The organism is Bradyrhizobium sp. KBS0727 (assembly GCF_005937885.2).
In the GTDB taxonomy this organism is placed as follows: Bacteria; Pseudomonadota; Alphaproteobacteria; order Rhizobiales; family Xanthobacteraceae; genus Bradyrhizobium.
Window position 1 is genome coordinate 605,057 of the sequence record NZ_CP042176.1, and the last position, 14,451, is coordinate 619,507.

11 protein-coding genes are annotated in these 14,451 nt (G+C 64.2%); 5 read left to right on the top strand and 6 right to left on the bottom strand.

Annotation, left to right across the window (positions count from 1 at the left end; genetic code table 11):
• Nucleotides 1–64: 64 nt before the first annotated feature.
• Nucleotides 65–2,116, bottom strand: coding sequence for an AsmA family protein (locus FFI89_RS02860; RefSeq protein ID WP_138832718.1), 2,052 nt, complete (start codon nt 2,114–2,116; stop codon nt 65–67).
• A 221-nt stretch (nt 2,117–2,337) separates the two neighbouring features.
• On the opposite strand from FFI89_RS02860, the gene FFI89_RS02865 reads away from it, so the two are divergent.
• The gene (locus tag FFI89_RS02865; RefSeq protein WP_138832720.1) at nt 2,338–3,012 is read left to right on the top strand and encodes a Crp/Fnr family transcriptional regulator; all 675 of its coding nucleotides are present in this window, start codon (nt 2,338–2,340) and stop codon (nt 3,010–3,012) included.
• Between the two features lie 10 nt (nt 3,013–3,022).
• Here FFI89_RS02865 and FFI89_RS02870 read toward each other — a convergent pair whose 3' ends face one another.
• From FFI89_RS02870 to FFI89_RS02885, 4 genes are all read right to left on the bottom strand, one after another.
• Complete coding sequence (locus FFI89_RS02870) at nt 3,023–6,181, bottom strand: efflux RND transporter permease subunit (protein ID WP_138832722.1); 3,159 nt, start codon at nt 6,179–6,181, stop codon at nt 3,023–3,025.
• On the bottom strand, nt 6,181–7,104 hold the full coding sequence (locus FFI89_RS02875; protein WP_138832724.1) for an efflux RND transporter periplasmic adaptor subunit: 924 nt from the start codon (nt 7,102–7,104) through the stop codon (nt 6,181–6,183). The genes FFI89_RS02870 and FFI89_RS02875 overlap by 1 nt, the downstream gene beginning before the upstream one ends.
• Before the next feature lie 147 nt (nt 7,105–7,251).
• On the bottom strand, nt 7,252–7,929 hold the full coding sequence (locus FFI89_RS02880; RefSeq protein ID WP_138832726.1) for an OmpA family protein: 678 nt from the start codon (nt 7,927–7,929) through the stop codon (nt 7,252–7,254).
• A gap of 146 nt (nt 7,930–8,075) precedes the next feature.
• On the bottom strand, nt 8,076–9,554 hold the full coding sequence (locus FFI89_RS02885) for a caspase family protein (RefSeq protein WP_138832728.1): 1,479 nt from the start codon (nt 9,552–9,554) through the stop codon (nt 8,076–8,078).
• Between the two features lie 458 nt (nt 9,555–10,012).
• Between FFI89_RS02885 and FFI89_RS02890 the strand changes: the two genes are divergently transcribed.
• A complete protein-coding gene (locus tag FFI89_RS02890; RefSeq protein ID WP_138832730.1) occupies nt 10,013–10,819 on the top strand; it encodes an N-acyl homoserine lactonase family protein in 807 nt (268 codons plus the stop codon).
• A gap of 102 nt (nt 10,820–10,921) precedes the next feature.
• On the opposite strand, the gene FFI89_RS02895 is transcribed toward FFI89_RS02890, so the two are convergent.
• Complete coding sequence (locus tag FFI89_RS02895) at nt 10,922–11,371, bottom strand: MarR family winged helix-turn-helix transcriptional regulator (protein WP_246669576.1); 450 nt, start codon at nt 11,369–11,371, stop codon at nt 10,922–10,924.
• Between the two features lie 224 nt (nt 11,372–11,595).
• Between FFI89_RS02895 and FFI89_RS02900 the strand changes: the two genes are divergently transcribed.
• The 3 genes from FFI89_RS02900 to FFI89_RS02910 are packed head-to-tail and all read left to right on the top strand — an operon-like array spanning nt 11,596 to nt 14,449.
• Nucleotides 11,596–13,209, top strand: coding sequence for an FAD-dependent oxidoreductase (locus FFI89_RS02900; protein ID WP_138832733.1), 1,614 nt, complete (start codon nt 11,596–11,598; stop codon nt 13,207–13,209).
• Between the two features lie 14 nt (nt 13,210–13,223).
• The gene (locus tag FFI89_RS02905; RefSeq protein WP_138832735.1) at nt 13,224–13,451 is read left to right on the top strand and encodes a DUF2783 domain-containing protein; all 228 of its coding nucleotides are present in this window, start codon (nt 13,224–13,226) and stop codon (nt 13,449–13,451) included.
• Nucleotides 13,452–13,483: 32 nt separating this feature from the next.
• A complete protein-coding gene (locus tag FFI89_RS02910) occupies nt 13,484–14,449 on the top strand; it encodes an MBL fold metallo-hydrolase (protein WP_138832737.1) in 966 nt (321 codons plus the stop codon).
• Nucleotides 14,450–14,451: the final 2 nt, after the last annotated feature.

Below are 14,451 nucleotides of genomic sequence, written 5' to 3' on the forward strand. Positions count from 1 at the left end.
TCCGCCGGCATGGTTAGCCCCGAATTCGGGGAGGGCAGAGCGTGCGCGAAGCAGAAGCAGTGGCTCAGCGGTTGAACAGTTGCCGCAGCACGTCGTTCATCGGCTGGCTGTCCTGCTGCGCGGTCGTGTCAGCGGGGGCCGGGGGCGCGGTGGTCTCGGCGGGGGCGGCTGGGGTGGACGCGTTCGGGCTTGGAATATTGCGGCCCTGGCTCGGACGCGTGGTGCCTTGACCTGTTCCGCCTTGGCCCAACCCGCTCAAACCTTGCTGCAGGAGATTGCCGATGGCCTCGCCGAGCTGGCCGCCGAGTGGATCGTTCGCCTTGCCGCTCTGACCGGTACCCGGCGCGCCGGCCTGGCCGCCGCCGAGCAGGCCGCCGAGCGCGGCGCCAATGCCGGCACTGTCAAGTCCGGCGCCGCCAGCGCCGAACAGGCCCTTGCCCATCTCCCTGAGCCTGGCGTACGCCGCCTCAGGATTGTCGAGCATGCCCTGCATCTCCGGATAGATCCGCGGCGCGCCCCACGGTCCCTCGATCATGACGGGAATGCCGAGCCCGACCGGCTCGGCGGTGCGGCCCTGGCCTTCGGTGGTCATGACCAGTTTCGGCTCGACGCGGAATCCGATCTGCTTGGTGCCGAGGTCGATGGTGCCGACGCCGGTCATCTTCACCAGCGGGCCGACCAGGTTGAGGTCGGTGGTCTGCGCCTGGCCCTTGTCGATCTTGAACGAGGCGGACAGTTGCGTCAGGTCCGTCGCCTGTTCGCTGCTCTCCTGCCAGCCCGACAGCGTGCTCGCCGTCAGCGAGCGGATCATCTGCGCGAGGTTGAGCCCCTTGATGGCGCCATCCTGGAACACCGCAAACGTCGTACCGGACATGTTCGCCATGATCGCGCGCTGGCTGGTGCCGGACGAACGCACGCTGATCCTGGTCTGCAGCTTGCCGTCGAGCTTGTCGAAATCCGCAAGGCCGTTCAGCAGCGGCAGCGCGCGCACGCCGGTGAGATCGGTACGCAGCGTAAAGGTGGGGTTCGCGGTCGAGGCGTCGATGGTCACGTCGCCATTGGCGGTTCCGCCATAGGCGCCGAGGTTGGAGACCCGTGCCTTCAACACGCCGCTCGCCAGCGTCGCCTCGATCGCGGCGGGTGCGAAATGGCCGTCGCCGATGGTGAGTTCGGCGGCGGAAATGCGCGCCTGCACGTCGACATAATTGAGGCCGGTGAGGTCGATCGTCGCATTGCTCCACGGCTGCGCCGCAGAATCGGCGCGATCAGGCGATTTCGCCAGTGCCAGCCGCTGAAAGTCCAGATCGAGCTTGACCAGCGGCTTGCTCGCCAGATCGATCGAGGCCCAGCCGTTGAATGCGTCGTCGCCGAGCACGCCGCTCAGTCCGTTGATCATCACCACCGCGCCGTTGAGCCGCACCTCGGCTTTGGCCGAAAGCTGTGCCGGCAACAGGCCGGGCGCATCGAGCTTGATCTCGGTCGGGATGTTCTGCCGTTCGAGCGGCGGGGCTGACGGAGCCGCCTTGATCTCGAATTTCAGCGGACTGTCGCCGCTGCGCGCATTGCCGGATATCCGGATCCTGCGATCGGCATCCACGGTGACGTCGGCGTTGATGGTCTCGATCCGGTTCTCGACTCGGTCGCGCAGGTTGGAAAACACCACCGTGCCGCCGGTGATGCTGACATGCTCGATCGAAACGGCGTTGCCGGCGCCTGCGGCCCGGGGCATCGGCGCGGGAGCCGCATCCTTGAGCCGCTCGCGCTGCAGCGGCACGTTGACGACGGGGCGTACGACCACGAGTTCGGTGATCGCGGGCTTGCCGGCCCACACGCTGGCCAGCGTCATATCCGCCTGGATACTGCCGGCGGTGATGCGATTGTCGTTGTCGCGCTCTTTCGGGTCCTGCAGGGTGACGTCGTTCAGGGTGACGTTGAGCGACGGCCACAGGCCGATCCCGGCGCCGCCATTGACGGTGAGCCTGTAGCCGGTCTCGCGCTCGACCCGGGCCGTGATCTGCGCGGTCAGGAACGAGGAGGGGACGCCGACCAACAGCAGCAGCGCGATGACGACGATCACGGCTGCGATAGCGGCGCCGGCGAATTTCAATGCTCTCATTTCGACATTCCAGACCGGGTCACCGGCATCGAGTTCGACCGCGTCACAGGCGCACGCGGCCGATCGGGCGAGTTTATCCCGGAAAGGAACAGCGCCCAAAGAAGCCAAAAATAATCCAAGGCTACTGCAAAGTTATGTGACTTATGACACACTTCCATGCGGTCAAATTTTGCTAACCGGCTAGCGGGCTGGTTGGGACTGATTTGGAAGGCAATACTACAATGAGTAAACAGGCCGAATTTGCGGTCATCCTGAAAATGAATCCGATGTTCGCGGATCTGGGCGCCGATGAATTGCAGCGCATTTCCGGCCTTTGCCATACCCAGCAGCTCGCGGTCGGCGAAATGTTGTTCCAGAAGGGTGACGCCGGCGATGCCCTGTATGGGGTCCGCCGCGGCCAGATCCGGATCGAGACCGGCGCCTCCGACGGCAGCCGCCTGACGCTGAATTTCATGGGCCCGGGCGACCTGTTCGGCGAGGTCGCGGTGCTCGACGGCCAGAGCCGCACCGCGGATGCCGCCGCCGGCGAGCCCTCGGAACTGTTCGTGCTGCGGCGCGAGGATTTCCTCGCCTTCCTGGAACGCGAGCCCAAGGTCGCGATCAAGATCATCATGCTGTTGTGCCAGCGCATCCGCTGGCAGAGCGAGCGCATGGAGGAATCGGTGCTGCAGCCGTTGCCGGTTCGCCTCGCGCGCCGGCTCTGCGCGCTGTCAGACGATTTCGGATCGGAGGTGCACATCTCGCAGGAACAACTCGGCATCTTCGTCGGCGCCGCCCGCGAGAGCGTCAATCGTCAACTGCAGCTCTGGCGCAAGGACGGCATCCTCGACCTGCAGCGCGGCAGGATATTGCTGCAGAACATGACAAAGCTGACGGCGGTGGCGCGGAACGATTAGGGCTTTATCCTCACTTCGCCGCGGGTGACATCGCCGGTGGCGCCGCCGGCGGGCCTTTGGCTGGCGGCTCGTCGTGATCAGAGGCGTGGCCCGCGGGCTCGGTTTCGGCGTGGGAGACGAGCAGCAGTTTGCCGAAGCGCCAGATGAACGCGCCGAGGTCGTCCATCATCATGAACATCGCCGGGACGAACACCAGCGACAGTACCGTCGAGAACAGCAGGCCACCGATCACGGCGAGCGCCATCGGCGAGCGGAATTCGCCGCCGGCGCCGAACGCCAGCGCTGAAGGCATCATGCCGGCGGCCATCGCGATGGTGGTCATCACGATCGGGCGGGCGCGCTTCATGCCGGCGTCGATGATCGCTTCGTCGCGCTTCTTGCCATCGCGGATCGCCTCGACCGCGAATTCCACCAGCATGATGGCGTTCTTGGTGACGATGCCCATCAGCATTAGGATGCCGATCCACACCGGCGTGGTGAGCTGCTTGCCGGTCAAAAGCAGCGCCGCGATCGCGCCGCCGATCGAGAGCGGCAGCGAGAACAGGATGGTGATCGGTTGCAGGAAGGTGCCGAACAGCAGTACCAGCACCGCATAGACCATCATCAGGCCGGCGGTGATGGCGGTGGCAAAGCCTTCCGACAATTCGTTCAGGCTTTCGGCATCGCCCGACGGGCTGACCTTCACGCCCTTCGGCAGGCTCTTCATGACCGGAAGTTCGTAGATCTTCCGGGTGGCGTCGCCCAGCGCAGCGGTGCCGACGAGATCGGCGGCAACTGTCGCTTGGCGTTCCCGGTCGTAGCGGTTGATGCTGGTCGGGCCCTGATCGAGCTGGATGTCGGCGACGACCGATAGCGGCACGCCGCCGCGCTCGCCGCGCTGGCCGAGCGGCACGCGCAATTGCTGCAGCATCTGCAGGTCGCCGCGCGCGTTGTCCTCGAGCTGGACGCGGATCGGCACCTGGCGGTCGCCGGCATCGAATTTGGCGAGTGCCGGCCCGACGTCGCCAATGGTGGCGACGCGGATCGTCTGCGACAGGCTTTCGGTCGAAACGCCCAGCCGGGCGGCGAGCTCCGCCCGCGGCCGGATCCGAAGCTCGGGCCGGTCGAGCGAGGTCTCCGAGATCACATTGGCGATGATCGGAATCCGCTTCATCTGGGTTGCCAGTTCGCTGGCGACGTTGTTGACGATGTTGCTGTCGACGCCGGTCACAACCAGCGAAATCGCGCGCAGGCCGTTTTCGTCGAGGAACCAGAAGCGGATATCGGGAACGTTTTCGAGTTCCTGGCTGATCTCCAGTTCAAGTTGCCGCTGGGTGATCTTGCGGTCCGTCTTCGGGGTGTAATTGATGATCAGCGCGGCGCGCCGCACCTCCAGCGTTCCCGGCGGCACCCGGCCGCCGTCGACGAAGATGCTCTTCACCTCCGGCCGCTTGCGCAGGCGGGCGACGATTTCTTCCGTCACCTTCTCGGTATAGGCGAGCTGCGAGCCGGGCGGCAATTCCATCGCCAGCAGCGAACGTGCGGTGTCCTGCGCCGGCAGGAAGCCCTGCGGCAGCAGCGTGATGCTCCAGATCGAGGCGGCAAAGATGCCGAAGCCGATCAGCACGGTGATGAAGTAGTGCTTCACCGACCAGGTCACGAGCCTGGTGTAGGTCTGCAGCACGCGGCCGGGCGGCGGGTCGTCGTGCGGATGATCCTTCAGGAAGTAGGCGGCGAGCACCGGCGTGACAAAGCGCGCGGCCAGCAGCGAGAAGAACACCTGCACCGACACGGTGATGCCGAACTGCTTGAAGAATTGTCCAGCGATACCGGACATGAAACTGGCGGGCGCGAAGATCGCGATGATGGTTAGCGAGATCGCGATCACGGCGAGGCCGATTTCATCGGCGGCTTCCAGCGCGGCGCGATAGGGCGTCTTGCCCATGCGCATGTGGCGCACGATGTTCTCGATCTCGACGATAGCGTCGTCGACCAGAATGCCGGTCGATAGCGTGATCGCGAGGAAGGAGACGAGGTTCAGCGAGAAGCCGAGCAGGTCCATCGCCCAGAACGCCGGGAAGATCGACAGCGGCAGCGAGATCGCGGCGATGATGGTGGCCCGGATGTCGCGCAGGAACAACAACACGACGACAACGGCAAGAATCGCGCCCTCGAACAGGGTCGAAATCGCGGCGTCGTAGTTGCCCTTGGTGAATTCGACCGAGGTGTCGATCAGCTTCAGATCGACGTCGGGATAGGCGGCCTTCAGCACGTCGATGCGCTTCTGCACGGCGGCGGCGACCACCACGTCGCTGGCGCCCTTGGAGCGCTTGATGCCGAGCGCGACCACCGGCTCGCCGTTGAAGCGGGCGAAGGTGCGGCGGTCGGCGATGGTGTCGGTGACGGTGCCGAGATCGTCGAGCCGGACTTCGCCGCCGCCGAACAGCGGGATCATGGTGCCGGCGAGTTCGTTCAGTGTCTTGGCGCCAGCCAGTGTCCGGATCGCCTGGTCGTTCTTGCCGATTTCGGCACGGCCGCCGGCGAGGTCGACATTGGTGCCGCGCAGGATCTGGCTGACATTGACGGCGGTGAGACCCGCGGCCGCTAGCCGGTCGGGATCGAGCGAGACCAGAATCTCGCGCTCGACACCGCCGATGCGCTCGACCTGGGCGACGCCGCGCACGCCCTGCAGCGCGCGTTTGACGACGTCGTCGACGAAATAGGACAATTGCTCCGGCGTCTTGCCGGGCGAGATCGCGGCATAGGTGACGATCGGCAGGCCGATGACGTCGACGCGCTGGATCAAGGGCTCGGTGACGTTCTGCGGCAGGTTGGCGCGAACGCGGGTGACGGCGTCCTTGATATCGTTCAGCGCGCGGTCGGTATTGGTCTCGAGCGCGAACTGGATTGTCGTCAGCGACAATCCGTCGGTGATCGAGGAGGAAATATGCCGCACGCCCTCGACGCCGGAGACGCCGTCTTCGATCGTCTTGGTGACCTGCGACTCAAGTTCCGACGGCGCGGCGCCGAATTGCGAGACCGCCACCGAAATCACCGGGATGTCGGCGCTCGGCAGCCGCGTCACCGCCAGCTTGGTGAAGCTCACCCAGCCCAGCACCAGCAGGATGATCGAAAACACGATGGACGGAAGCGGGTTCCGGATCGACCATGCCGAGATATTCAAAGCCATTAGCGTGTCCGCGTGCGCTCGAGTTCATCGGCGAACATGGTCTTGATCTGGTCGCCGTCGTGCAGCGAGGTGCCAGCATCGGCCACGACGGTTTCGCCGACATCGAGGCCTTCAAGAATTTCCGTTGACGTGTCGGAGGTCAGACCGACCCGCACCCTTCGCGTCTCCACCGTATTGCCCTTGACCACCTGCAGGGTGAGGCGGTCGATGGCGGTGCGCGGAACGGCGACGCCGCAAGAACGCTTGGCGTCGATATTTGCGCGGGCGAACATGCCGACCTTGAGCGACGGGTTGTTGTTCAGCGTGATCCGGACCTTGCCGAGTTGAGTGGCGCGGTCGATCTGCGGCGAGATCTGCCGGACCTTGCCGACGACATCGGGGGCGTCGTCGCGGCTGATCCGCACCGTGGCGCCGGGGTTGAGCTTGAGCAGATGGACGCTCGGCACCTCGGCCTCCAGCTCGATTTCATTGTTGACCGAAATCCGGAACATCGGTCCGGCCTGCGGCGAGGCCAGCGCGCCGACCGCCGTCCTGACTTCGGTGACGAGGCCGGCCGCCGGGGCGCGCAGTGATGTCGGCCCGGGCCGGCCGGCGGGAACTCCCGGCTGCGGCGGCGGCGGTGTCAGGCGCGCCAGTTCTTGATTTTCGGTGACTGTGTCGCCTTCGCGGACCAGCACGTCGGTGACCCTCGATCCCTCCTGGTCGACGCCGACCTGCGCTTCGCGGCGCGGCACGATGAAGCCGGTGACCCGGACCATGTCGGAGAAGCAGGCGTTGGTGGATTTGGTCACGATCACCAGCGCCTGGCCCGGCGTTTCCTTTTCTTCGGCGCGGGAACGGTGCTCGAACCAGTAATAGCCGACGCCCAGCACAGCAAAGAATGCCACTCCAAGCGCAGGTTTGAGGTATTCGGAGAACTTCATCGCGGGGTCAATCCAGACTGCAAGTCAAATCAGGTAGGGGTGCATTCGGTTGACCGAGAAGCTTGAATGACGCCCAAAACGAATACGTCCCGCACGGGTGTTGCGGGACGTATTGTAGCCGGAAAATCCTGGTCGGCGCCACGCTTGTTACTTGGACGCGGTGGCCTTGTTTTCCATGTTCACGACCTGGACGCGTCGGTTGACCTCGGCCATCGGCTGGCTCGGGTCCTTGAGCTTGCTCTTGCCGTAACCGACGGTAACGAGATCGGTGCCGGTGATGCCGAATTTGTCGACGAGATAGCGCTTGATCGCGTCGGCGCGGCGCTCGGACAGATCCTGGTTGTAGGACTCGCCGCCGGCCGCATCGGTATGACCCGCGACCACGAAGGTCGAGCCCTTCAGATCGGCGTTGGTCAGCGCGCGGCCGAGTGCCTGGACCGACGGCAGCGATTTTGCGCTGATATCGGCTGAATTGTAGTCGAAGTTGATTTCCAGATCGATCTTGGGCTTGTCCTTGACGATGGTGGCGATCTCTTCGCGCTCGGTGCTCGACAGCGAACGGGTGGATCGGCCACGGATCTGCTGCACGAATTTGCCCTCGGCGGCGGCTGCCGCCGGGTCGACGGTTTGCTGCGGTCCGACCGAAAGGCCACGGGTCAGCGGCGCTTTCTTCTCGGGAGCCAGTGCGCGGACGATCTGATCTTCGGTGACGTTCTTGTCGTTGTCTTCGGCCCGGGCGGCCACCGTCGAGAACGAAATTGCGGCGCCGATCGTCGCGATCGACAGGATCGCGCCAAGGGTTCGGGTTGCAGATTTCCTTGACATTGCCAGTCCCTCCAGCGGGCATCCCGCGCGGTTCCAAACGTGATGCAAATGCGTTGCCGGACCAATCGGCCGCGGCCTACTATTTCCGTTAGTCTGGACGCCTGCTCCGGGGTTCAGCAAACGCCATCCTTCGCCTCAAAAAATCGTCACTGCACCCCGTAATCGGCAAATTCCTTTGCGATATTGGGGTCCATCGCCTTTGCATTGTTGATATCCAGATCGCCTTCCGAAATCGAGCCGTTGCGCTTCTTGGCAACGCCGCGTCCGTACAGCGACGAGGTCAATCGCGGGTTGATCTTGAGGGCGGCATCGAAATCAGCAATCGCATTCTTGGTCTGGCCGCTCTTCAGGTTGACCAGACCGCGGCTGTCGAGTGCATCGACGAAGTTCGGCCGCAGCCGCAGCGCCTCGTTGCAATCCTTCAGCGCGGCCTGCAGGTCGCCGATCACCGTGCGCGCCCAGCAGCGGTTGTTAAACGCTTCCACGTCCTTCGGGTTCAACCGCAGCGAATTGTTGAAGTCCTTGATGGCGAGATCGTAGGCGCCCTTGCTGGCATAGACCTGTCCGCGCCGGTACAGCGCAGCGCCGTCGTCGGGATTGTCGACGAGCCTGGCGGTCAGGCTCTTGATGGTCGGATCGTCGGCAAGCGACGGCGTTGCCGGGGTACTCTCGACCGGTTTCGCCGGCGGCGGAGGCGGGGGAATCGCGGCCTCGACCCTGGGCGGGGCCGGTGGCGGCGGCAAAGGCGGTGCGGGAGCCGCCACTTGAGGCGTAGGGGTGGGCGCAGGTGGCGGTACGGGCGCGGGGGCAGGCGCCGCAACCACCGCGGGCGGCGGCGGGCTTGACGGCCGCGGTCCGGTGCCGCCGGGGATGAAAGAGAAATCCTCGGCCAGCGACGACGAAATCCACGGCACCTGCTCGCTGCGCGAGGCACGGGTCACGCCGACACGGGTACGGTTCAGCGATTCCTCCGCCATCAGGTCGGGGGTACGGATTTCCTTGAGAAGTTCCCGCACGAACAGGCTGTGGTCGGTGCCATTGTCGGAAATAACCGACGACAAGGCTGCCGAATACATCACCAACGTGCCGTTCGGCGCGATGACGGGGGCAAGACCCGCCGAAAAGCTGCGGAACCGGCGCTCGAACGGATTGCGCCTGGAGGCGTCGATCAGGGCGATCTTGACACCGGCGCCGCGGCTGTTGATCTCCCCCAGCACGGTCTCGAGGCTGAAACCGTCGCGGCGAACGTCAGGCTCGGTCCAGATCTGCGCATCGACCGGGATCATGTAGCTCTGGCGGCTCGACTGCACGCCGAAGCCCGAGAAGAAAACCAGCGCGACCGAGCCCGGCTTGATCCTGCCGTAAAGCCGGTCGAAGGCGCGGCGCATCTGCTCGCCGGTGAGGTTCTCGCCGACATCGACGTTGAAGCCGTCGCGCTTGAGTTCGTCGGCGACGTCACGGGCGTCGTTGATCGGCTCCTTCAGCGGGGCTTCGGCATCCGGATATTTTGCATTGCCGATGACCAGCGCATAGCGATCGCTTGCTGCGAACGATGGGATGATCGAGGCCGAGAAAATCGCGGCCGAAAAAATCAACGGGGTAAGCAATGCTAGGCGAATTTTCATAATGACGGCGGTCCAGATCGCAGCAGTCCAGCCAAAAAGGCGCCGATACCAGCTTGCGCCGCGGCGACCTTACTCTACGCATCTTGCATTATCAAACCGCGCTCGCAACGCGTCAACTGCTTGCGATGACGTCGTTAATTGCGACAATTCACCGCGACACCGTGGCGCGAAGTAGCGGGAATAAATCGCGCTCAAGGTGAAGTCGCGCCGGCGCCATACGGTGGCAACGCCGGTCCCATTGGCTGCCCCTCGCGAAGCACATTTGCATTGAGCCCACACTGGGTCATGACCGGGGCATTCGCTTCGGTGATGATGCCGGCGGCAATGTGATCTCTCTCACACAGGGGCGCGGCTGGCATGCGCGAGGCGGGTTTGACCTTTGCGGATGACGATGGCTTGTTGCCGGCATCGGCCAATCCGAGACCTCATGAAACAAGACCTCAAGAAAAGTGACACCGATGGGAAATGCCTACGAAGTCTACGCGCTGCGCTATGCAACGATGTCGCCACGCACCCCGCATTTGAATTTCCTGGTGCCGGATCCGCACGAAACCACGGCGCAGGACCTCGATTATTTCGTCTGGCTGATCCGGGGCGGTGGCCGCGAGATCCTGGTCGATACCGGTTTCAACGCCGAAGAGGCCAAGGCACGCGCCCGCAAGCTCACGCTCAACCCGGTTGACGCGCTCGAAGGCTTTGGCGTCAAGGCCGACAGCATCAAGGACATCATCGTCACCCATCTGCACTACGACCACGCCGGCAATCTCGACCGCTTCCCCCACGCCCGGTTCCATTTGCAGGACCGCGAGATGAGCTACGCGACCGGGCGCTGCATGTGCAACGGCATGCTGCGGCATCCGTTCTCGGTGGAGCACGTCACCACGATGGTCCGTCACGTCTATGGCGAGCGCGTCACCTTCCATTCCGGCGACGGCGAGATCGCGCCGGGCGTGACGGTGCATCGCGTCGGCGGCCACTCCGACGGGCTGCAGGTGGTGCGGGTCGAAACCGCGCGCGGGCCGGTGGTGCTGGCGTCGGACGCGGCGCATTACTACGCCAATCTGCAGAAGCGCAGTCCGTTTCCGATCGTCTACAATGTCGGCGACATGGCGCAGGGCTGGGAGATCGTGGAAAAGCTCGCCGGCCATCCCGATCGCTTCATCCCCGGCCACGATCCGATCGTGAGCGAGATCTATCCGCGCGCCAGCGACAAGGTCGATGCCTTCGCGCTGCATCTGCCGCCGTCGCGATCGTTTGTGAAGTAAGAGACAAACGAGAAGTCATTCCGGGGCGATGCGAAGCATCGAACCCGGAAGCTCGAGATTCCGGGTCTGGTCCTACGGACCATCCCGGAATGACGATGCCCCTCAATACGCTTCCTTCGCGTCCGCTTCCTGGCTGTCACGTACCAGCGCGAGGCTGTCCTCGATCTTGCCGAGCAGCAGTGCGAGGTTCTTGCGTTCCTGCGCGGAGAGGCAAGACAGGATCTCCTGCTCCCTGCGCAGCAGGCGCGGGATCAATTCCTCATAGAGCGCCGCGCCCTTGCGGGTCAGGCGCAAGCGGAATTCGCGGCGATCGTCGGCGTTCTCGACGCGCTCGACCATCTGCCGCTTCATCAGCGCGGTGACGGCGCGGCTGATGGTCGATTTATGGGTGCGGGTGCAGTGGGCGATATATTGCGCGCTGCAGGCGTCGTTGCGAAAACCGAGCGTCGCCAGCACGCGCCATTCGGGAATATCGAGCCCGTAACGCGCCTGATACTCGGCGGCGAGCGCCGAACTGACTTCGGCTGCCAGCCGGTTCAGACGGAACGGCACGAACTTGAAGAGATCGAGCCGGGAGCTTTTCCCGGCTGCGTCTTGTTCACGCGAACCACTGCCGGGCCCGGCTCGTGTCCGGGGCGTGCGCTCGCTGGAGGGCGCTTGTGCCAAAATCGCTCCAATTTGAGTTGACTAGGGAATGCGCACAGGATTTAAGATAGTTGCAGATGCGACTATTATCAAGGTCGCATGCCCTTGGCTAGATGCAAGGTTCAGCCCGCATGGCGCCCACCAAAACCCAGTTCGGTTATCGCAGGCATCCCGACCAAGAACGGGCGGGTGCTGATGTGGCCGAATATCCGGTCGTGGTGGTCGGCGCCGGGCCGGTCGGGCTTTCGCTGGCGATCGATCTGGCGCAGCGCGGCCAAAGCGTGGTGCTGCTCGACGATGCCGACCGGATCGGCGAGGGCTCGCGCGCGATCTGCTTTTCCAAACGCTCGCTGGAATACTGGGACCGGCTCGGCGTCGGCCAGCGCATGGTCGACAAGGGCGTGGTGTGGAGCGTCGGCAAGATCTTTCATGGCGATTCGAAGCTGTACCAGTTCAATCTGCTGCCGGAACAAGGCCACAAGCGACCGGCCTTCATCAACCTGCAGCAATTCTACGCCGAGGCCTATCTGGTCGATCGCGTCGAGGAGGTTTCCGCCATCGACCTGCGCTGGCGCAACAAGGTGGTCGCCCTTGAGCAACACAACGACCATGTGGCGCTGACGATCGAGACGCCGGATGGTCCGTACCGGATGCGGGCCGGGTTTATCGTCGCCTGCGACGGCGCCCGCTCGTCGCTGCGGCAGATGGTGGGCGCGGAGTTTGCGGGCCAGGTGTTCGAGGATCAGTTCCTGATCGCCGACGTCAAGATGACGGCGGAATTTCCAACCGAGCGCTGGTTCTGGTTTGATCCGCCGTTCCATGCCGGGCGATCGGCGCTGCTGCACAAGCAGCCGGACGATATCTGGCGGATCGATCTGCAACTCAATCGTTTCGCCGACCCCGCGGTCGAAAAGCAGCCGGAAAACGTGCGGCCCCGGATCGCGCGCATGCTCGGCCATGACAAGTTCGATTTCGAATGGATCTCGCTCTACAAATTCCAGTGTCGCCGCATGGACCGGTTCATCCATGGCCGCGTGATCTTCGCCGGCGACGCCGCCCATCAGGTCTCGCCGTTCGGCGCCCGCGGCGCCAATTCGGGGCTCGAGGATGCCGAGAATCTGGCGTGGAAGCTCGACCTGGTATTGCGCACGCGGTCGCCGCAAACCCTGCTCGACAGCTACCATGTCGAGCGCAGCGCCGCCGCCGACGAGAACATCCGCGAATCAACCCGCTCGACCGATTTCATGGCGCCCAACTCCCATCAGGAGGCGCGGCTGCGCAAGGCGGTGCTGTCGCTGGCGAAAGAGACCGAATTCGGCAAGCGCATGGTCAACGGCGGGCGACTGTCGACGCCTTCGGTCTACGAGACGCCGCTCTCGACCGCCGATTGCGACGTCTGGCGCGACGGCGTGCGGCCCGGGGCGTCGATATCAGATGCGCCGCTGGTGGCGACCTCCGGCGAGCGGACGTACCTGACGGAGGCTTTCATCGGCAGCGGCCTGCGCTTCACGTTGCTGGCGTTCGGCAATGGCGCCGCCGTTGACCCGCCCGACGGCGTCGGCGTGGTCCGGATCGGTGGCGATGATGGACTTTCCGATTCCGAAGGCCTTGCCGGCGCGCGCTACGACGCAGCACCTGGGACGGCCTATCTGTTGCGGCCCGACGGCTACGTCGCCGCCCGTTTCCGGCATCCGACCCGGCCCGCGCTCGATGCTGCACTGGCGCGTGCGTCTGGCCACAACTGAGTACGGAGGTTCTCTTGGCGCTGTCGACCAGTTCGAATTTCGCAAAGCCCGACGATGCGTTTCGCGCCGTCGTCGAGGCACATCGCGGCCTGAGCGACGAGCAGAGCGCCGACCTCGATGCAGCGCTGGTGCTGGTGCTCGCCAACCACATCGGCGATATCGCGGTCCTGCACGAGGCGATTGCGCTCGCCAAGCGGCGGATGCTCGATGCCGGTCAGCAGCAACAACAACAGCAACAATAGATACGTCTCAAACGAAGTCAGGAATGGAATTGATGGCCAAGAGTACTGCCAAGGGTTTCGCGTCCACGACCGATATGGCGGAGAAGAAGATCACGTTCTCCGAGATCGGCACCGATCTCTACGCTTTCACCGCCGAGGGCGATCCGAACTCGGCCATCATCGTCGGTGACGACGGCTGCCTGGTGTTCGACGCGCAGTCGACGCCGGCGATGGCGCATAAAGTGATCGAGCGCGTCCGGACCGTGACCGACAAGCCGATCAAGTATGTGGTGCTGTCGCATTACCACGCGGTGCGTGTGCTCGGCGCCTCCGCCTACAAGGCGCAGGGCATCGTCGCATCGGCGGAAACCCACCGGTTGATCGAGGAGCGCGGCCAGCAGGACTGGGATTCCGAATATGGCCGCTTTCCCCGCCTGTTCCAGGATGCCCAGAGCATCCCCGGCCTGACCTGGCCGACGCTGACCTTCGAAGGCGAGATGTCGATCTACCTCGGCAAGCGCGAGGTGCGGCTGATGCAGCTCGGCGCGGGGCATACCTCCGGCGATATCGTCGCCTGGGTGCCGGACGCCGAAGTGATGTTCTCGGGTGACCTGATCGAATATCACTCGGCGTGTTACTGCGGCGACGCGCATCTGCGCGAATGGCCGATGACGCTGAACGAAATCCGCGCCTTCAATCCCAAGGCGATCGCGCCGGGCCGCGGCGATGCGCTGAAAGGCCTGTCGACCGGGCGCGATGCCATCGCAATGACGCGCGATTTCGTCACCACGCTGTATGGCGCGGCCGAAACCTCGGTCGCCCGGGGGCGTAATTTAAAGGAATCGATGGCGGCAACGCGCGAGGTGATGGATCCGAAATTTTCCTCCTTCGCGATTTACGAACACTGCCTGCCGTTCAACGTTTCTCGCGCGTTCGACGAAGCGTCGGGGATCGACGATCCCGTGATCTGGACCGACAGGCGCGACCAGGAAATGTGGACCGCTCTGCAAGGAGGATAACC